Consider the following 17,075-nt stretch of genomic DNA (forward strand, 5'->3'; position numbering starts at 1 on the left):
TTAGAACGGAGGATTTGACATGCGGGCATTGAAAATCGCAGCGACGGGTATGACCGCGCAGCAGATGCGGGTTGAGACGATCTCGAACAACCTCGCGAATATGAACACCACCGGCTACAACGCGCGGCGGGCTGAATTTGCCGATCTGCACTATCAGCAGATGGCGCGCGCCGGGTCGGTGAATGCCAATGACGGTACGGTATTGCCGACGGGTATTCAGCTTGGTCTTGGGGTGCGCCCCGCTGCGGTGACGGTGCAACTTGCGCAAGGTGCGTTGTCAGCGACGGGCAGTGATCTGGATGTGGCGATCGAAGGGCGTGGTTATCTGGAGGTGGCTTTGCCCAATGGTCAGTCCGCCTTTACCCGCGACGGCAGTCTTAAGCGGTCAGCCGAGGGGCTGATTGTCACCTCGGACGGGTTCGCGGTTGCGCCCGAGATTACCATCCCCGACGACGCGCGCTCAATCTCAATCAACTCAGCGGGCGAAGTCTATGCCTATTTCGACGATGCCGCCGAAGGGCAGCTGCTGGGTGAATTCACCCTGGCAAGTTTTTCAAATGCCAAAGGCTTAGAGGCCATCGGCAGTAACCTGTTCAAAGAGACCGAAGCTTCGGGCGCACCAGTTGTCGGATCTCCGGGCGAGGATGGCCTGGGCACGCTGCGACAGGGCTATCTTGAGGACAGTTCCGTCGACGCCGTGCGCGAGGTCACCGAACTGATCGAAGCCCAGCGGGGATACGAGATGAACGCCAAGGTGATCTCGGCCGTCGATCAGATGATGGGCGCAACCACACAGGTGCGCTGATGCGGGTACTGTTTTTTATTCTTGTGATGGCCGGACCCTGCGCGGCGATGGCCGATATTGTTGTCCCGACCCGTACGATCCGCGCGAAAGAGATCATCGCGGCCGCCGATCTGGCCACCAAGGAACAGGACATACCCGGGGCGATTTCCAGCCAGGACGTGTTGATCGGGCAGGAGGCGCGCGTGGCGCTCTATCCCGGCCGTCCCATTCGCGCGGGCGATTTCGGACCGCCCGCAATCGTCGACCGCAATGATCGGGTGGTTCTGATTTTTGATCGCCAACCGCTGTCGATCACTGCAGAAGGGCGCGCGTTGGGTCGCGGGGCAGTCGGCGATCGCATTCGGGTGATGAACCTGTCGTCGCGAACCACTGTGACCGGCTTTATCCGAACCGACGGACAAATCGAGGTAAAATGATGTCAGTATATACCAAATCACTCCTACTGGGCACGTTGGTTCTGACCGCCTGTGGCCGCGTCGATCACCTGGGTAAACCCCCCAGCTTCACACCCAATGAGGATTCGCCCGAACATGTCGCCATGCTTTGGCCCGGCCTGCCACTGCATACGCAGCCCCAACGCGCGGTCGATCAATCGTCGCTGTGGACGGGCGGGCAGCAATCGCTGCTGGGCGATCAGCGGGCGATCAAGAAAGGCGATATCCTGACGGTCGTGATCGAGTTGGATGAAAAAGCCGAGATTTCCAACGACACCAACCGGTCCCGCGCGGGATCCGAAAGCCTTTCGGTGCCCGGTCTGTTCGGGCTGCCGCAAAGAGCGGCAGAGCAACTGCCCGAAGGCGCCTCTTTGGATGAGGCGGTGTCGATTGATTCAGCCTCCAACAGTCGCGGCAAAGGGTCGGTAAAGCGCAAAGAGAAACTGACGCTGCGCGTTGCAGCAACCGTGATTGATGTGCTGCCCAATGGCGTATTGGCGATCTCGGGTTCGCAGGAAATACGGGTGAATTTCGAACTGCGCGAGCTGCTGGTAACCGGCTATGTGCGCCCGCAGGATATCTCGCGCCAGAACGAAATCACGTATGACAAGATTGCCTCTGCGCGGGTGTCCTATGGGGGGCGCGGTCAGATTACCGATGTGCAGCAGCCGCGCTATGGGCAGCAGGTTCTAGACACTCTTCTACCGTTTTGAGGGTTGATTGATGAAAAAACTGATCCCCGTTTTGTTTCTGTTGGCAGGCCTTGGCGTAGGTGTCGGGGCCGGGCTTTTCCTGGCCCCATCCGACGCGCCCGCACAAGAGGGCAAGGAATATGCGTCCGCGGAAAAGGAGCCCAAGGACAAAAAGGCCAAAGATGAGAAACCCAAACCGAAGTTCAAAACGTCGGAGAAAGACGACAAGAGCAGCGATGTGGAATATCTGAAACTGACCAAACAGTTTGTGATACCAGTTGTTGAAGCCGAGCGCATTTCGGCCATGGTAACGATGTCCGTTAGCCTTGAGGCTAAACCGGGCATGACCGACACTTTCTATGCCATAGAGCCGAAATTGCGCGACCGCTTCCTGCAAGTTCTGTTCGATCACGCCAACACAGGTGGGTTTGACGGCAATTTCACCACTTCGGAAAATCTGGACACGCTGCGTAAGTCCTTGTTGGAAGTGGCGCAGAAAGACCTGGGCAAGGAAATCTCGAACGTGATGATCCTGAGCGTGAACCGGCAGGATGCCTGAGCGCATTAAGGTATCTGTTTCTTCTGCAAAGCGCGGCGTCGGTTTTCCGTTTCGATATCAGACAGCCGGGTAACCGCCTGCTGGCGCCCAAACGCGGAGCGCAACGCGTCCAGAGCTGCAAGCTTTTGCGATCTCACCCGCGCCAGTTCCATGTTCAACTGACGACGGGTATTGGATTCCCACCCATGCCACAGGATATCTGTTCCGGTGACACGATATCCTTCGGTGTCGTTGGTATCCCGGCGCGTTTGCCGAACTTGACCGTCCAATCGTGCCAGCTGGTTTTGGATACGGATCTCGGCCTGCAAGATGGGTGCCAGGGCTTGATGCTCTTTCTGGAAAAGTGCGTCTGTGGCTATTTGCAAGTTTGAAAGCTTTTGGCGTTTCATCAAATCTGCCCTTTTGCTTTTTTGCGCATTGCCTCGGCAAACCGAATAGCCGCAGCGACGGGTTTATAATGTTCCTCTGCAATCTCCTGCCCGATCTCGACGGTCGCGTGCAGCGCGCGCGCGGTTGGCGGGTCCGAGTGTATTGGAACGCCCGCTGTTCCAGCCGCCGATCGAATGGCGGCTGCGACCTCGTCCACGCCCTTGGCAACACAGACCGGGGCCGAGCCGGCGGCCCGCGACCACTTTAGCGCGACTGCAAAATGGGTTGGGTTGACAACAACCACATCTGCCTTGGGCACGTCCGCCATCATCTGATTTGTCGCGATCTCTTGCGCGCGCTGGCGGCGCTGCTGTTTGACATGCGGATCGCCCTCGGCGTCCTTGGTTTCGTCCTGAATTTCTTTGCGCGACATCCGGTTTTTGCGGATATGCTCGGCATATTGCCAAAGGTAATCCACCGCTCCGATCGCGAGAGCCACGGCGACGACGATAAACAGGAACCGAAACAACAAATTCATCATCAAAAGCAAAGATGCCTTGGCCGGTGCCGCGCTGGCTGACAGGATCTGGTCCAGATTGGCGCGCAGAAACAGGGTCAGGCACGTTCCATAGATCACCAGTTTCACAAAGCTCTTGGCAAATTCGAACAGACCGCCACGCCCGAACTTGTTCTTGGCGTTGGATGGGATCGAAATACGCGAGAGTTTGGGCTTCAGCTTGCTGGGCGCAAAAATCAGGGCCCGCTGGGCAATCAGGCTGAGCAATACGGCCGCGGCGGGCAAGGCGAACAGGATGGACATCGCCACCAGAGCGGTTTGTAGTAGCCCAGCGACCGGATTGACGGCTGGACCCTCGATCAACAATTCTGACAAGTCGCTGGCTTGATCGACCAGAACGACAAACAGTGTCCCCATTTGCTGGACGCCATAACTGCCTGCGGACAGCAGAGCCACCAGTAACCCCGAATAGGCCGCGACAACCGACAGGTCGTTAGACTTGGCAACTTCGCCCTTCTCGCGTGCTTTCTGAAGCTTCTGTGGCGTTGGCTCGAATGACTTGTCACTGTCGTCATCACTGCTCATCTGCTGGCTCCGACCGGGTTGACGATGAAGGAAAACAGCGCGTCGGCCCAGACCGACAAGATCAAAGGCGTGCCGGCAAACAACAGGAACAGTCCGGCAAAGGTAATCGCGGGGGCGCCGACAAAAGCCACCATAAGCTGTGGCATGGCTCGGTTGATCACGCCAAGCGCGAGGTTATAGATCAATGATGCGATGACGAAGGGCATGGCGAGGCTGAACGCAAGGCTGAAACTGCGCGCGATCCGCTGCACGCCCCATTCCGACAGGTCCGAGGCTGCCGGGGCCACGCCCATCGGAAACAGCGTGTAGCTTAGGATCAGGAATTGCGCGACGTGAACATGCAGCCCCAGCAATACAGCCAGGGTCAGGCCGGCCAGGGTGAGCATGTAGCCCATAGCCGGAACCGGGTCAGCGGCCGCGCCACCCAGGATCTGGGACAGAGAGGTCGCTTGCGCGGCGATAGAGCCGGCGGTTTGCAGGGCCAGCACGAAAAGTCGCAACCCCAGCCCCAGTGCCACGCCGACCAATATCTCGGTCACGATAAGCCGTACCATCGGCAGTAGGCCGGGGGACGGGATTGGTGCCGGGGTGGCAGGCAGGATGATCAGTGTGAACGCCACCGAGATGCCCAGTTTCACGCGGGTCGGAATGCTGTGCTCGCCAAATGCGGGCAGCAGAGAAACCAGTGCAGAGACACGCAGTAAGACGGCAAAGAGGTGCCACAGCCCATCCCCCAATTGGGGTAGAAGCTCGGGCGGCAGGGCGATCACGCGGGCACCGTTCCGACCAGGGCAGGGCGTGCTTCCAGTCCGATTTCCTCGAACGAGAGGACCGGGTTCGCGACGCCGCGCGCGTGCATGATCGTGCGCAACAATCGCCGTCGCCGGGTCGAAGTCACAACCGCCGGAAACAGCCCATGATCGGCCGATTGTGACACCGTGTTAACGACTCCATCGGCTAGTTTGTTGAACAGGTTCGGCGGCAGCGCGACGTCCAGCCCCGCATTTGGCGCGTCGATCTGGTAGGTCGAAAACGTATCCTCCCATTCCGGGGCCAGTTGGATAAGTGGGATCGAGCCATCCTCGCGCTTCATCTCGGCCACCAGTTGGAAGCCCAAGCGCTGACGGACCAGTTCGCAGATACCTTCAGGCTGTGTCGTGGTCAGGCGCGCCTCGGCCACGCTTTCCAAGATCAGGGCCATGTTGCGGATCGAAACACGCTCATCCAGCAGCAGCCGCAACACCGCATGTAGCGTGTCGATCGGCACTTTGTCGGGGATCAGTTCATCCAGCAGCTTGCGGTTGGCCTCGGCCCGGATGGGATCGCTGAGCTTGGTCATCTCGGCCAGCAGCCGGCGCAGAGATTTCAATGTCAGCAGGCGCGAGAAGTTCTGTTTGATGATCTCAAGCAGGTGCGTGGCGAGGATCTCGGGGGGCGAGACGATGGTGGCCCCGCTCATCGCCGCGGCCTCTTGATCTTTGGGCAGAATCCAGCGGGCAGGGGCGCCATAGACGGGTTCGGTCACGTCGGTGCCGTCGGGTAGCAAATCACGGTCGTCCTGCACTAGCGCCAGCACCAGATCAGGGTTCAATTCGCCACGCGCCTGTTCAACCCCGTGGACCTTGACCACATATGTGCCCATGGGCAGATCGGCGCGGTCGGTCAGGCGGATGTCTGGCAGGATCAGACCAAAGGTTGAGGCCACATAGGTCCGCATATTGGTGATCCGTGCGTCCAGCCCGGTGCCGGGGTTCAACACCATGCTGACCAGATCCGGCGCAAATTCCAGATGCACGTCGTCCAGATCCAGAATGTCTCCAATCGCCTGAGAAACCAGTGTGTCGTCGGTGGTCGCTGGGGCGATGGCGGCGTCAGCCTCGGCCTTTTGTTTGCGGTGCACGCTATAGGCGGCATAGCCCAGAACACAGGCCCCAAGGATGAAGGGCAGGAAGGGCAGACCCGGCACCAGAGCAAACAGCACCATCAGCATTGCCACCGTCCCCAACGCCGCCGGGTGCTTGCCCAGTTGTGAAAAAATGGCGTTGTCCGTGGCCCCCTGCGTGCCGCCACGCGCCAGCAGCAGCGCCGAGGCGATCGAGATGATCACGGCTGGGATTTGCGACACCAACCCGTCGCCCACGGTCAAGATGGCATAGGTTTCAAACGCCGAGGATATCGGCATCCCATGCACGATCACTCCCATGATCAGACCCATCACGAGGTTCAGCAGGGTGATCAGCAGACCAGCAACCGCATCGCCTTTGACGAATTTCGAAGCACCGTCGAGCGAGCCGAAGAATGTCGTCTCTTGCTGCTCGCGCTCGCGCCGTTCCTTGGCTTGCTGGTGGTCGATGGCCCCGGCGGACATGTCGCTGTCAATGGCCAGCTGTTTGCCCGGCATCCCGTCCAGCGCAAAGCGCGCACCGACCTCGGCCATGCGGGCGGCACCTTTGGTGATGACCATGAAGTTCACGATCAGCAGTACGCCGAACACCACCAGCCCCAGGAAGATGCTGCCGCCCATGACGAAATTGGCGAATCCCTCGATCACGTCCCCGGCGGCGCTGGGGCCGGTGTGCCCCTGACCGATGATCAGCTTGGTTGACGACACGTTCAGCGACAGCCGCAGCATCAGTGAGGCCAGCAGGATCGTGGGGAAGGATGAGAAATCCAATGGCCGTTCGATGAACAGGGTCAGAGTGAAGATCAGGATGGCCAGCGCGAAAGACGCCGCCAGACCTACATCCAGCACCCAGGCGGGCATCGGCAGGATCATCATCACGATGACCGTCATCAGCGCCAGCGCCAGCAGGACGGTGGGCGAGAACAGGGAACGAGGGTCGATCTTGGGCACGCGACCCTCCTAGTAGAATGGGATGAAGGCGGTGGCGGTTCCGGTCGCAGGAACCAGCGAGCCAAGTGCAGTGCCGCGCGTTTGGTCGGTGTCCTGGGGGATCAGCGGCGCAGCCGCTCCGGTGAACGGGTCTCGCGCCGCCAGAGGCGCGTCGATACCCTGCTCTAACCCGGCCAGAACGCGCCTGAACCGGCCGGAATAGGCCTGCGCCAGATCCGGCGTGCGCGAGTGATAGGCACCGGCGGCAGCGGTCCATGACCCAAGCTCGGCATGCAGTTTTTTCAGGAACCGGGCGGCGTATTGTGCGTTTTCGAGTGGGTCGAACATCGCGTCGATCGACCGAAAAGCCTTACCGTGCCACCGGTAGTTGATCTGAAAGCAGCCGACATCAAAGCTGCGTTTGCCTGCTTTGAAGATGTTGAAAAGATAGGTTTTCGCCTCGTATTCCGAAGTAAACCAGAACCCCTTGCCCTCAACATTGATGGTCCAGGGCCATGGGGCAAGTTGGCCGTCCACCGCGCGGCCTGTTTCAACCCGCGATATGGCGCGCAGCACGTCCAGCGGCACGTCATGCGTGCGTGCAGCGCGTCGGGCGGCATGGTCGCAGATCCCGGCAGTGCGGGCATCTGGCGCGGCGGCTAGCGATTGCGCGACGAAAAGCGCGACAACCAGTCCTGAGATGAAACGATGGGGCATTCTGCCGGTCCGGGATTCTGATCAGTCCCGGCCAAGCTAGTCCCGCTTAGGTTTACAGAGGGTTATCGGCCAATCAGATTCGATCAATCCGCCGCCCGAACACGACGCTGGTATTGGTGCGCAGAACGCCGGGGATTTTGGCCAGCTCATCCACCAGAATGTCCAAATCTTCCAATCTTGGGGCTTCGGCGGATAGCAACAGGTCGAACTCTCCGTTAATGGACAGGCACAGTTTGACCTCGGGGTAGGCCTCGAGCCGCTTGATGATGCGCGTGGTTTCCTTTTGCTGCACCTCCAGCAGGACAACGACCTGTACGCGGGGGCTGTCTTCGGGTGTAGTCAGTACGACGGAGTAACCTGCGATCACGCCGCGCTCTTCCATGCGGTTGATCCGCTCGTGCACGGTGGTGCGGGCTACGCCCAGCTTGGCCGCGATCTTGGTGGTCGACTCGCGGGCATTGTGTTGCAGGGCGGCGATGATGCGGCGGTCCAGTTGATCCATGACGCCAGATGTAGTGCAAGGGCGGGCAGAGGCTCAAGGCTTGTTATGGGGCGCACGGGTCAGGGACCGGGGCCACAGAAAGCCCATAAACCCGATCCCCCAGGCCGCCGCAAAGGTCATCCAGGCAAAGGTTTGGGTTGTGCCCTTGTCTGTCATCAGCCAGCCCGCAAGGGGATAGAGCGCCAACCAGCATAGATGCGACAGTGTGAATTGCGCGGCGAAAAGCGCAGGGCGATCCTCAGGCGGGGCCGAGCGGGTCAGTAAGCGGCCTGCCGGGGTCAGCGTTGCCGAATAGCCAAACCCGACGCAGGCCCAGATCAGCGCGAGGCCGGGCAGCGAGATCAGTGACAGCGCCGACATCGCGGCGGCCACGGCCATCGACAACGTGCCAAAGCTCGCGCCGGTCAGCATGACGTCGCGGTCCCGCAGTTTCTCTAACAGGGCGGGCAGGGCAAAAGCGGCCAGCATCGAACCGCCTCCGAACCCGGCCAGAGCCGTTGCCACTGCGCTTTCCGACAGTCCTAGATCGCCGCGCACGATAACCACCGTGTTGACAATAACCGTCGCGCTGAGGGCTGCAGCCGTCCAGTTCAGCGCCAGCAACCCCCTGAGGCGTGGTGTGGCCAAATAAATGCGCAGGCCGCGGGTGGTGCGGTCAAAGATACCGCGGGGTTGTTTGGGTTTGGGCGAGGGCAGGACGACCGAAACCACCAGCAGGGCCGAGGCGACAAAACCAACCCCAGTGCCCCAGAACAGGCTGTCAAAACTGACAATCGTCAGCAAAGCAGCGGCAAGCAGTGGGCTTACGACGCTCTCCAGATCATAGGCCAGCCGGGACAGCGATAGAGCCTTTGTATAGTCGTGCTCATCCGTCAGCACATCCGGGATCGTGGCCTGAAACGCGGGCGTGAACCCGGCCGAGGCCGATTGCAGGATGAAAATCAGCACAAAAACCTGCCAGATCTCGGTTACGAAGGGCAAGCAGACAGCCACAGCCGCACGGACCAGATCCAACACCACCAGCATTTTGCGGCGATCCAGCCGCTCGGCCACGGCGGCGGCAATGGGCGCGACCAGCACATAGGCGACCATCTTGATCGTCAGCGCCGTGCCCAGCACCATGCCTGCAGCATTACCTGCAAGATCAAATGCCAGAAGCCCTAGCGCAACCGTCGCCAAACCGGTGCCGGTCAGCGCCACTATCTGGGCGGCCAACAGGTGGCGATAAACGCGGTTTCGCAAGATGCTCAGCATTGTCCGGGCGGTCCTTTCCGGTGGAAACGGATACATGGTTGGTTTTCCCAGCCCAGTCTCGGATGGTCAAGAATCGCGTATCTTTGTTGCATTCTATGGATGGCGTTGAGTTCACGGGCCAAACCGCCTATCTCGGGGGCGATACTGCACAAAGGAAGACCCCGTGGCGAACCATCTTTATCAAAACGACCTGCCGGACGGGTTGGACCTTGGCCCTGTCGTGGCCATCGACTGCGAAACCATGGGGCTTAACCCGCATCGCGACCGTCTGTGTGTGATCCAGATGTCGGGCGGCGATGGCAACAGCCATATTGTGCAGGTCGCCAAAGGTCAGACCGAGGCCCGAAACCTGTGCGCGATGCTGGAAAACCCCGACGTACTGAAGCTGTTCCATTTCGGACGCTTCGATATCGCGGCGATGTATCACGCCTTTGGCGCACTGGCCGCGCCGGTCTATTGCACCAAGATCGCCAGCCGTTTGGTGCGCACCTATACCGACCGCCACGGGCTGAAAAACCTGTGCCAGGAACTGATCGGGGTCGATATCTCGAAACAGCAACAGATGAGCGACTGGGGTGCCGAAACCCTGACAGAGGCGCAGCTGGACTATGCGGCCTCGGACGTTTTGTATCTGCACCGTCTGCGCGAGGCGCTGGACGGTCGGCTGGCCCGCGAAGGCCGGACGGAAATGGCCCAGGCCTGTTTTGAATTCTTGCCGATGCGTGCGAAGCTTGACCTCGCCGGTTGGCCCGAAACGGATATTTTTGCGCACTCATGACCGATACAGACGCCTTCCTGAAAACCGCCCGACAGGTGATCACCGACGAAGCCCGCGCGCTGGACGTGCTGGCCGACAGCCTGAACGAAGACTTTGCCGAGGCCGTGCAGCTGATCCTGCAAGCCACAGGCCGCATTATCATCAGCGGCATCGGCAAATCAGGTCATATCGGCCACAAAATCGCGGCAACTTTGGCCAGCACCGGCACGCCCGCCTATTTCGTTCACCCTGCCGAGGCCAGCCATGGCGACTTGGGCATGGTGTCCAAGGGCGATGTTGTTCTGGCTATTTCGAATTCTGGCGAAGCGCCGGAACTGGCAAACTTGCTGGCCTTTACCCGCCGGTTTGGGATTCCGCTGATCGGCTTGTCCAGCAAGCCTGAAAGCACGTTGATGAAACAGGCGGATGTGCACTTGCTGATCCCCTCGATGGGCGAGGCGTGTGGATTTGGCATGGTGCCCTCGATCTCGACCACGCTGACATTGGCGATGGGCGACGCGCTGGCGATCGCGCTGATGAAACATCGCGATTTCAAGCCCGAGGATTTCCGTGCTTTCCACCCCGGAGGCAAGCTGGGCGCGCGGCTCAGCACGGTGCGTGACCTGATGCATACGGGCGAGGCCCTGCCCCTGCTGGCATCCGATGTCGCCATGAGCGATGCGCTGATAGAGATCAGCCAGAAAGGGTTCGGCGTCGCGGGCGTGACAGAAAGCGGCGGCCAGCTTTCGGGGATTATCACCGATGGGGACCTGCGCCGTCACATGGATGGTTTGCTGTCCAAAACAGCCGCGCAGGTGATGACCGAGAACCCGACGACAATCGGACCCGATGCATTGGCTGAAGAAGCCGTGGCGATCATGAATGACCGCAAGATCACCTCGTTGTTTGTGGTCGAACCGGATACGGACGGCCACGCGCTGGGTCTGCTGCACATTCACGATTGCCTGCGCGTCGGGCTGGGATAAGAGGGCGGGGCCGTGGACAGCCACTCTCGGATGGTGCAGTTCTTGAAGGTGGTCCTGCCGCTGGCGGCCATTGTGCTGTTGTCCACCGTGTTCCTGCTGTCGCGCAGCATCGAAACCGACGTGACGGTCCCCTTCACCCAACGCGATATCGAGGAACGTCTGGCCGATCAGGTGGTCACCAATCCGAGCTACCGTGGCACCACGCGCAAGGGCGAAGAGGTACTGATCGAAGCCACGCAAGCCACGCAAGGAACCGAGAACTCTGTGCCCACGGCATCCGAGTTTCAGGGCAGGCTGGGGCTTTTGAATGGCGGTATCATCACGCTGGATTCCAATTCGGGCACGATCCGCCCTGACAAGAACACGGCAACCTTCGTGGGAGATGTCGTGATTACCACGACCGACGGTATTCGGGTGACAACCGATCACCTGAACACTGCCTTGGACGAAATTCGGGGTGATACGCCGGGTCAGATTGACGGAACCGGCGCGATCGGCGATTTCTCGGCCGGTCGTATGACATTCGGGGCGGAAAAAAAGGACGGTCCGGTCCATATTCTTTTTACAGATGGCGTGAAGCTGATATACCAGCCGCAACAAGCAGAAAGATAAGCTGTGTTCGATTTTCGTACTGTCCTTCTTACCGTCTCTTTGCTGGCCGGTGCCAATCTGGCTGCGGCGCAGGGAACCCAGGTCGCGTTTGGTGCCGTCAAGGCAGACCCCAGCCTGCCGGTCGAGGTGACATCGGAATCGCTGAACGTGAACCAGGAGGACGGCTCGGCCGAGTTCGTGGGCAACGTGATCGTCATCCAGGGAGAAATGCGGCTGACTGCGGGTCGGGTACTGGTGATCTACAATGAGGACCGCTCGGGTATCGAGCGGATGGAGGCCACGGAAGACGTTGTTCTGGTCAGCCCGCCCGATGCGGCGGAAGGGGATTGGGCGGAATATACCATCGACTCGGGCCAGATCGTCATGCGCGGTAACGTTCTGCTGACCCAGGGCCCCAGCACGATCAGCGGCGATCAGATGAATGCAAACCTGACCTCTGGGTCGGCAACGGTGACGGGCAACGTCAAGACGATCCTTCAGCAGGGGGCCAACTGATGGCGCGACCCAGTCTGAGCGTGACCGAGGGCACATCGGGGCTCAGGATCGAAAAGCTGCGTAAATCCTACCGGAAGAAAACGGTTATCCGCGATGTCTCGATGACATTGGGCCGGTCCGAGGTTGTGGCGCTGTTGGGGCCCAACGGGTCGGGCAAGACCACGACCTTTTATTCCGTGGCTGGGCTGGTTTTTCCCGAGGCTGGAACCGTGACCATCGACGGTCAGGTGGTGACGACCCTGCCCATGTACCGCCGCGCACGGCTTGGTATCGGGTATCTGCCGCAGGAGATGTCGATTTTCCGGGGTATGAGCGTTGAAGACAACATATTAGCCGTGCTGGATATCACCGTAAAACACGCGCATCGCCGCAAAGAACGGCTGGAAGAGCTGTTGTCCGATTTCTCGATCGAACATCTGCGTCGCGCGCCTGCACTGGCCCTGTCTGGTGGCGAACGGCGCCGGGTCGAGATCGCGCGTTGTCTGGCGGCTGACCCCAAGTATTTGCTGCTGGACGAACCTTTTGCCGGTGTGGACCCGATCAGCGTGGGCGATATCCGTCACCTTGTGGCCGATCTGAAAAAGCGCGGGATCGGTGTTCTGATCACCGATCACAACGTGCGCGAGACGCTCGAGATCGTGGATCGCGCCTATATTCTGCATGATGGTCAGGTACTTATGTCCGGAACGCCGGACGAAGTAGTCGAAAACGAAAACGTGCGCCGCGTCTATCTGGGCGAAAACTTCCGTATTTCATAGGTTTGCGTGGTATTGCGCCGGATGCATGGCGGAAATCTCGTATATACACGCCTGTTTTGATTGACTCTTCCTCCGTCTCTTGCCTCAATTGGGGCATGGCATTTCCTCGGTTCCAGTCTGGATCACGATGCCCCTTCTTCGAAGGGATCAAGTTCCGGCTACCGCGGAACATGTCGATACCCCCCACCCGATAAAAAAAAGCGCGTTGTATTTCACAGCGTCTAAATGGGTGTGAATTGTGAAGGAGATCACATGCGTTACCAAATCAGCGGAAAACAGATCGACATCGGCGAAGCACTTCAGACCCATGTGCAGACCGAACTTGGCGAGGTGGTGGGCAAATACGCCCAGCGACCGACCGACGCCAATGTCGTCTTTTCCCGTTCTGCGCATGAATATGTGTGCGAGACCACCGTACATCTTTCCACCGGCCTGACGGCGCAGGCCAAAGCCCACGCAACCGAGATTTACGCAGCATTCGAGGGGTGCTGTGACAAGATGGAAACACAATTGCGCCGATACAAACGCCGTCTCAAGGACCATCACAAGGATCGGTCCGAGCCGGTTGAACTCTTTGGAGCTTCCTCTTATATCCTCGCCTCTGACGAATCTGAGTCGGCGGATGAGCCTGAAACTCTGCAGCCGATGATCGTGGCTGAGATGGAAACCAAGATCCCATCGCTGAGTGTTGGTGAAGCCGTTATGCAGATGGAACTGGCTGGTGCCCCGGTGCTGGTGTTCCGGAATGAGAACAAGGATGGATTGAATGTCGTGTATCGTCGGGAAGACGGAAACATCGGCTGGATTGATCCGTAACAGGCAAGATTAGAAAGACGTGCCCCTGCGCCAGTGGGGGCATCGTCATGGAGCGTTATCATGGAGCTTTCGAGCATTCTGAAGCCCGAAGCAGTGCGTGTGTTATCCGCCGCATCCAGCAAGAAGCGGTTGTTTCAGGAAATCGGCGATGTTGCGGCTGCGACACTGGGTCTGGACGCGCAGGTCGTTGTGGATGCGCTTCTGGAGCGTGAAAGCCTTGGGCCCACAGGCGTGGGCCATGGCGTTGCTCTGCCTCATGCGCGGCTGACCGAGCTGCAGGATGTCTCGGGCGTGTTTGTCATGCTGGAAAAGCCGATTGATTTTGGGTCGGTAGACCGGCAGCCTGTTGATATCGCTTTTGCATTGTTCGCCCCCGAAGAGGCGGGAGTGGATCACCTGAAGGCACTGGCGCTGGTATCTCGGACGCTGCGCGATACCTCGGTTTGCGCCAAGCTGCGGGCCAATCCCGATCCAGTCAAGCTCTATGCGATTTTGACCGAAGCGCAATCCATGCAGGCGGCTTAATCGTCTGATTGAAAAAGAAAAGCCCCCGAATATTGGGGGCTTCTTATTTAAGTGGCTGTGGTCAGCCGCCGGTCCCCATTTCCAGAGTCCACCAGATTTTCCCGCCATTCTCCTGATGCCAGGCAAAGCCCATTTGTGTGGCCTTTGGGTCCAGAATAACCGAGCGTGGCCCCGGTTCCTGCATCCAGGCGGCCAGCGTTTCGGTTTCGGTTTCGAATGTCTCGGAAATCGCCTCGCCCAGAAATGTGCCGAAATATCCCACACGCGCCGCCCGGTCGATTGGCGAAGAGCCGTCGGACCCGAAATGCCATGGCCGGTTCTGACGCGCCATGTCCTTGGAGTGGGTCGCGGCAGCTGCGTTCAGCTGCGCATTCAGTTGAACCGGTTGTAGTCCCGACGCCTGACGCAGCGCGTTGACCGAATCAAGCATGCGGAATTGCAGTTTTTCGGGATTGCCTCGAATCTTGTAGACAGTCGGCAAAGGACGCCCGTCGGCACCGTAAGTCGGCGTGCTGCTGGGGGTACATGCTGCCAGAGCAACGAGGCAAGCAAACAATAAAGAAATAATACGCGTCATGGTGGGCCTGATGTTTCTGTTGTCCTAGGGCATAGCGCGCTCGACGGGGTTGGGCAAACCTGCAATAGCCGATTCTCGCGTGATTTTGCCGGTTTGGTTTGCGAAAGACGCATTCTGGCAATAAAATACGTCAGTTTTTCAGATTTGGTATAGAGAGGGACCGCTCGATATGGTCAAGAAACCTATTCCGGCGACAAGTCGCCGCGTATTTCTGACGACCGCCACGGCGGCGCTGGCGTCACCTGCGATTGCGCAATACATCCCCGGTGATCCGCTCAGGCCGGCCCCAGAGCCCGAACCTCAGGTGCGCCGCAATATTTCTGGCTTCCGCGCTTTGGATTGGAAACCCTATTTCGACAACACTCGAAACGGCGCAATTTTGGTCGATACCATCTCACGGGCGCTACATTATTGGTCAGAAGATCAAAGTGTGTACAAACTGTATCCGTCTTCAGTGCCCTTGACCGAGGAATTGACCCGCCGGGGACGCACCAGCGTGATCCGAAAAGTCGAAGGTCCAAGCTGGGCGCCGACGCCGTCGATGAAGAAACGCAACCCGGAATGGCCGGACTATATTCCACCGGGTCCGGATAACCCGTTGGGAACGCACGCTTTATATCTAAGCTGGAAATACTATCGAATTCATGGAACCCACGATACGCGCAAAATCGGGCGTAGATCATCCAATGGCTGCATCGGTCTTTTCAACGAAGATATTGCCGAGTTGTTTTCGATGGCCAATGTTGGCACGCAAGTGTTGCTAATTTGACGACAAAATCGCGCGTGAACCCGCTTGCGACGCAAGTTCCATTTGCATTCCAGTCGGATAGCTGGTTAGAAAAATATACGAGGTAAGTCTTGGGTGTGCGGTTTCGCTAGTTGGAGCCGTACTTATTCTGGAGGTTAATATGAAGAAACTCGTTCTCGCCGCTGCACTGACCGCTGCTGCATCGACCGCTTTTGCTGGCAACCTGGAAGAGCCGGTTGTTGAAGCACCTGTTGTTGTCGAAGAAACTCAGGGTTCGTCGCAGGGCATCATCCTGCCGCTGGTCCTGTTGGTTGTGGTTGCCGCAGCTGTTGCAGCAAGCTAATTCGACGAGCGAAATACATAAAAAAGGCGGTGGAGCATTCCACCGCCTTTTTTTATGCGCTCATGCAGGCGCCGGATCAGGTCGGGTTTAGTCCAGCCAGCCCTTCAGATTGTCTTCGATGACCTTGCTAAGAGCTGCGATATGCGCGTCGTCGTCATTGAGGCAGGGGATGTAGGTAAAGCTCTCGCCGCCGGCTTCTTCAAAGCTTTCCTTGATCTCTTCGTTGATCTCTTCCAGCGTCTCGATGCAATCGGCGGAAAAGGCCGGAGCGATCACGGCGATGTTTTTCTTCCCCTGACGTGCCAGGTCCGCCACGTGATCGACCGTATAGGGTTTCAACCATTCCTCGGGCCCGAATCGCGACTGGAAGGTTGATACAAGCTGATCATCCGCCCAGCCCAACCGTTCTTTCAGCAGGCGAGAGGTTTTTGCACATTGGCAGTGATAGGGATCGCCCTGCTGCAAATAGCGGTCCGGCATCCCGTGATATGAGCAGACCAGAATATCAGGCTTGGTTTCCATCGCGGCGTAAGCCTGTTCCACAGATCCGGCCAGCGCGTCGATATAAGCGGGTTCGTCGAAATAGGCGGGCACGGTGCGTGACGCAGGTTGCCAGACTTCTTCCATCAGGGCGCGGAAGAACTGGTCATTGGCGGTGGCGGTCGTGGCGCCCGCATACTGCGGATAGAGCGGGAAGAACAGGATGCGCTCACAGCCCGCTGCCACCAATTCGCGCACCTTGGATTTGGTCGAGGGATTGCCGTAGCGCATACAGAAATCGACCATCACCCGATCGCCATAGCGCGCTTGCATCGCATCGCGCATCTTGGCGGTTTGATCCTTGGTGATCGTCATCAGCGGGCTTTCGCCTTTTTCGTGATTCCAGATCGATTTGTAGGCCTCGCCCGAACTGAAGGGCCGCTTGCTGAGAATGATCCCCTGCAAGATCGGCTGCCATTTCCATTTCGGATAGTCGATGACGCGCTGGTCCGAAAGAAACTCGTTCAGATATCGGCGCATTGGCCAATAGGTGTAATCGTCCGGAGTGCCCAGATTGGCCAGCAGGATGCCGACGCGGCCCATTTTGACCTTGGGGTGGTCTTCGGGGGCATGAGCGGGTCGAGTGGCGTCAAACATGGGATTGTTTCCTGAATTCGTCGTGTTCCGGGCTGAGATAAACGGAAATGGTCC

At 58.8% G+C, this 17,075-nt stretch carries 22 protein-coding genes; 13 read left to right on the forward strand and 9 right to left on the reverse strand.

Features of this window, described 5'->3' with window-relative positions:
• The first annotated feature begins 19 nt into the window (after nucleotides 1-19).
• The 4 genes from flgG to ACR0CA_RS11765 are packed head-to-tail and all read left to right on the forward strand — an operon-like array spanning nucleotide 20 to nucleotide 2,490.
• Entirely contained in the window at nucleotides 20-805 is a 786-nt protein-coding gene (gene flgG, locus ACR0CA_RS11750) for a flagellar basal-body rod protein FlgG (RefSeq protein WP_480899182.1), read from the forward strand.
• Nucleotides 805-1,221 (forward strand): flagellar basal body P-ring formation chaperone FlgA, encoded by a 417-nt coding sequence (gene flgA, locus ACR0CA_RS11755; RefSeq protein WP_480899184.1) that lies wholly within the window; start codon nucleotides 805-807, stop codon nucleotides 1,219-1,221. The genes flgG and flgA overlap by 1 nt, the downstream gene beginning before the upstream one ends.
• Nucleotides 1,221-1,952, forward strand: coding sequence for a flagellar basal body L-ring protein FlgH (gene flgH / locus ACR0CA_RS11760; RefSeq protein WP_480899186.1), 732 nt, complete (start codon nucleotides 1,221-1,223; stop codon nucleotides 1,950-1,952). Before flgA ends, flgH begins: the two co-directional genes overlap by 1 nt.
• 10 nt (nucleotides 1,953-1,962) lie before the next feature.
• On the forward strand, nucleotides 1,963-2,490 hold the full coding sequence (locus ACR0CA_RS11765) for a flagellar basal body-associated FliL family protein (protein ID WP_170790096.1): 528 nt from the start codon (nucleotides 1,963-1,965) through the stop codon (nucleotides 2,488-2,490).
• Between the two features lie 5 nt (nucleotides 2,491-2,495).
• Here the strand turns inward: ACR0CA_RS11765 and ACR0CA_RS11770 are convergent, their stop codons facing one another.
• The 7 genes from ACR0CA_RS11770 to ACR0CA_RS11800 form a co-directional block, all read right to left on the reverse strand.
• On the reverse strand, nucleotides 2,496-2,879 hold the full coding sequence (locus tag ACR0CA_RS11770; RefSeq protein ID WP_170790095.1) for a hypothetical protein: 384 nt from the start codon (nucleotides 2,877-2,879) through the stop codon (nucleotides 2,496-2,498).
• Nucleotides 2,879-3,961, reverse strand: a complete 1,083-nt coding sequence (flhB, locus tag ACR0CA_RS11775; RefSeq protein WP_480899189.1) for a flagellar type III secretion system protein FlhB — start codon at nucleotides 3,959-3,961, stop codon at nucleotides 2,879-2,881. Before flhB ends, ACR0CA_RS11770 begins: the two co-directional genes overlap by 1 nt.
• Nucleotides 3,958-4,731, reverse strand: coding sequence for a flagellar biosynthetic protein FliR (locus ACR0CA_RS11780; protein ID WP_480899191.1), 774 nt, complete (start codon nucleotides 4,729-4,731; stop codon nucleotides 3,958-3,960). The genes flhB and ACR0CA_RS11780 overlap by 4 nt, the downstream gene beginning before the upstream one ends.
• Nucleotides 4,728-6,815, reverse strand: a complete 2,088-nt coding sequence (flhA, locus tag ACR0CA_RS11785; RefSeq protein ID WP_480899193.1) for a flagellar biosynthesis protein FlhA — start codon at nucleotides 6,813-6,815, stop codon at nucleotides 4,728-4,730. The genes ACR0CA_RS11780 and flhA overlap by 4 nt, the downstream gene beginning before the upstream one ends.
• Before the next feature lie 9 nt (nucleotides 6,816-6,824).
• Nucleotides 6,825-7,511, reverse strand: coding sequence for a lytic transglycosylase domain-containing protein (locus ACR0CA_RS11790; protein ID WP_480899195.1), 687 nt, complete (start codon nucleotides 7,509-7,511; stop codon nucleotides 6,825-6,827).
• A gap of 73 nt (nucleotides 7,512-7,584) precedes the next feature.
• Nucleotides 7,585-8,013, reverse strand: coding sequence for an Lrp/AsnC family transcriptional regulator (locus tag ACR0CA_RS11795; protein WP_170770997.1), 429 nt, complete (start codon nucleotides 8,011-8,013; stop codon nucleotides 7,585-7,587).
• Nucleotides 8,014-8,046: 33 nt separating this feature from the next.
• Entirely contained in the window at nucleotides 8,047-9,267 is a 1,221-nt protein-coding gene (locus tag ACR0CA_RS11800; protein ID WP_480899196.1) for an MFS transporter, read from the reverse strand.
• A gap of 163 nt (nucleotides 9,268-9,430) precedes the next feature.
• Here ACR0CA_RS11800 and ACR0CA_RS11805 point away from each other — a divergent pair, with 163 nt between their 5' ends.
• From ACR0CA_RS11805 to ACR0CA_RS11835, 7 genes are all read left to right on the forward strand, one after another.
• Complete coding sequence (locus ACR0CA_RS11805) at nucleotides 9,431-10,045, forward strand: ribonuclease D (RefSeq protein WP_480899198.1); 615 nt, start codon at nucleotides 9,431-9,433, stop codon at nucleotides 10,043-10,045.
• Nucleotides 10,042-11,010 (forward strand): KpsF/GutQ family sugar-phosphate isomerase, encoded by a 969-nt coding sequence (locus ACR0CA_RS11810; RefSeq protein ID WP_480899200.1) that lies wholly within the window; start codon nucleotides 10,042-10,044, stop codon nucleotides 11,008-11,010. Before ACR0CA_RS11805 ends, ACR0CA_RS11810 begins: the two co-directional genes overlap by 4 nt.
• Before the next feature lie 12 nt (nucleotides 11,011-11,022).
• A complete protein-coding gene (gene lptC / locus ACR0CA_RS11815) occupies nucleotides 11,023-11,622 on the forward strand; it encodes an LPS export ABC transporter periplasmic protein LptC (protein ID WP_170770989.1) in 600 nt (199 codons plus the stop codon).
• Nucleotides 11,623-11,625: 3 nt separating this feature from the next.
• Nucleotides 11,626-12,117: an LptA/OstA family protein gene (locus ACR0CA_RS11820; protein WP_170770987.1), complete on the forward strand. Its 492-nt coding sequence runs from the start codon at nucleotides 11,626-11,628 to the stop codon at nucleotides 12,115-12,117.
• A complete protein-coding gene (gene lptB, locus ACR0CA_RS11825; RefSeq protein WP_170786428.1) occupies nucleotides 12,117-12,875 on the forward strand; it encodes an LPS export ABC transporter ATP-binding protein in 759 nt (252 codons plus the stop codon). Before ACR0CA_RS11820 ends, lptB begins: the two co-directional genes overlap by 1 nt.
• Before the next feature lie 252 nt (nucleotides 12,876-13,127).
• The gene (gene hpf, locus ACR0CA_RS11830) at nucleotides 13,128-13,691 is read left to right on the forward strand and encodes a ribosome hibernation-promoting factor, HPF/YfiA family (protein WP_170770983.1); all 564 of its coding nucleotides are present in this window, start codon (nucleotides 13,128-13,130) and stop codon (nucleotides 13,689-13,691) included.
• Nucleotides 13,692-13,751: 60 nt separating this feature from the next.
• Complete coding sequence (locus ACR0CA_RS11835) at nucleotides 13,752-14,216, forward strand: PTS sugar transporter subunit IIA (RefSeq protein ID WP_170770981.1); 465 nt, start codon at nucleotides 13,752-13,754, stop codon at nucleotides 14,214-14,216.
• A gap of 61 nt (nucleotides 14,217-14,277) precedes the next feature.
• Here ACR0CA_RS11835 and dalA read toward each other — a convergent pair whose 3' ends face one another.
• Complete coding sequence (gene dalA / locus ACR0CA_RS11840; protein WP_170770978.1) at nucleotides 14,278-14,793, reverse strand: divisome-associated lipoprotein DalA; 516 nt, start codon at nucleotides 14,791-14,793, stop codon at nucleotides 14,278-14,280.
• A gap of 169 nt (nucleotides 14,794-14,962) precedes the next feature.
• Here dalA and ACR0CA_RS11845 point away from each other — a divergent pair, with 169 nt between their 5' ends.
• Nucleotides 14,963-15,562 carry a L,D-transpeptidase gene (locus ACR0CA_RS11845; RefSeq protein ID WP_170770976.1) on the forward strand — a complete coding sequence of 200 codons (600 nt, stop codon included), beginning with the start codon at nucleotides 14,963-14,965 and terminating at the stop codon, nucleotides 15,560-15,562.
• Between the two features lie 139 nt (nucleotides 15,563-15,701).
• Entirely contained in the window at nucleotides 15,702-15,884 is a 183-nt protein-coding gene (locus ACR0CA_RS11850; RefSeq protein ID WP_170770974.1) for a hypothetical protein, read from the forward strand.
• 87 nt (nucleotides 15,885-15,971) lie between these two features.
• On the opposite strand, the gene hemH is transcribed toward ACR0CA_RS11850, so the two are convergent.
• Nucleotides 15,972-17,021, reverse strand: a complete 1,050-nt coding sequence (hemH, locus tag ACR0CA_RS11855) for a ferrochelatase (RefSeq protein ID WP_480899204.1) — start codon at nucleotides 17,019-17,021, stop codon at nucleotides 15,972-15,974.
• Nucleotides 17,022-17,075: the final 54 nt, after the last annotated feature.

The sequence above is a fragment of the Ruegeria sp. F12 genome (assembly GCF_056533885.1).

What these genes read in the sequence shown, in the direction of transcription:
- flgA (WP_480899184.1), top strand. Translation starts at nt 805, where the DNA reads ATGCGGGTACTGTTTTTTATTCTTGTGATGGCCGGACCCTGCGCGGCG.
- hemH (WP_480899204.1), bottom strand. Translation starts at nt 17,021, where the DNA reads ATGTTTGACGCCACTCGACCCGCTCATGCCCCCGAAGACCACCCCAAG.
- ACR0CA_RS11845 (WP_170770976.1), top strand. Translation starts at nt 14,963, where the DNA reads ATGGTCAAGAAACCTATTCCGGCGACAAGTCGCCGCGTATTTCTGACG.
- flgG (WP_480899182.1), top strand. Translation starts at nt 20, where the DNA reads ATGCGGGCATTGAAAATCGCAGCGACGGGTATGACCGCGCAGCAGATG.
- dalA (WP_170770978.1), bottom strand. Translation starts at nt 14,793, where the DNA reads ATGACGCGTATTATTTCTTTATTGTTTGCTTGCCTCGTTGCTCTGGCA.
- flhB (WP_480899189.1), bottom strand. Translation starts at nt 3,961, where the DNA reads ATGAGCAGTGATGACGACAGTGACAAGTCATTCGAGCCAACGCCACAG.
- hpf (WP_170770983.1), top strand. Translation starts at nt 13,128, where the DNA reads ATGCGTTACCAAATCAGCGGAAAACAGATCGACATCGGCGAAGCACTT.
- ACR0CA_RS11835 (WP_170770981.1), top strand. Translation starts at nt 13,752, where the DNA reads ATGGAGCTTTCGAGCATTCTGAAGCCCGAAGCAGTGCGTGTGTTATCC.
- flgH (WP_480899186.1), top strand. Translation starts at nt 1,221, where the DNA reads ATGTCAGTATATACCAAATCACTCCTACTGGGCACGTTGGTTCTGACC.
- ACR0CA_RS11795 (WP_170770997.1), bottom strand. Translation starts at nt 8,013, where the DNA reads ATGGATCAACTGGACCGCCGCATCATCGCCGCCCTGCAACACAATGCC.
- ACR0CA_RS11765 (WP_170790096.1), top strand. Translation starts at nt 1,963, where the DNA reads ATGAAAAAACTGATCCCCGTTTTGTTTCTGTTGGCAGGCCTTGGCGTA.
- lptB (WP_170786428.1), top strand. Translation starts at nt 12,117, where the DNA reads ATGGCGCGACCCAGTCTGAGCGTGACCGAGGGCACATCGGGGCTCAGG.
- ACR0CA_RS11850 (WP_170770974.1), top strand. Translation starts at nt 15,702, where the DNA reads ATGAAGAAACTCGTTCTCGCCGCTGCACTGACCGCTGCTGCATCGACC.
- ACR0CA_RS11790 (WP_480899195.1), bottom strand. Translation starts at nt 7,511, where the DNA reads ATGCCCCATCGTTTCATCTCAGGACTGGTTGTCGCGCTTTTCGTCGCG.
- ACR0CA_RS11770 (WP_170790095.1), bottom strand. Translation starts at nt 2,879, where the DNA reads ATGAAACGCCAAAAGCTTTCAAACTTGCAAATAGCCACAGACGCACTT.
- ACR0CA_RS11810 (WP_480899200.1), top strand. Translation starts at nt 10,042, where the DNA reads ATGACCGATACAGACGCCTTCCTGAAAACCGCCCGACAGGTGATCACC.
- ACR0CA_RS11800 (WP_480899196.1), bottom strand. Translation starts at nt 9,267, where the DNA reads ATGCTGAGCATCTTGCGAAACCGCGTTTATCGCCACCTGTTGGCCGCC.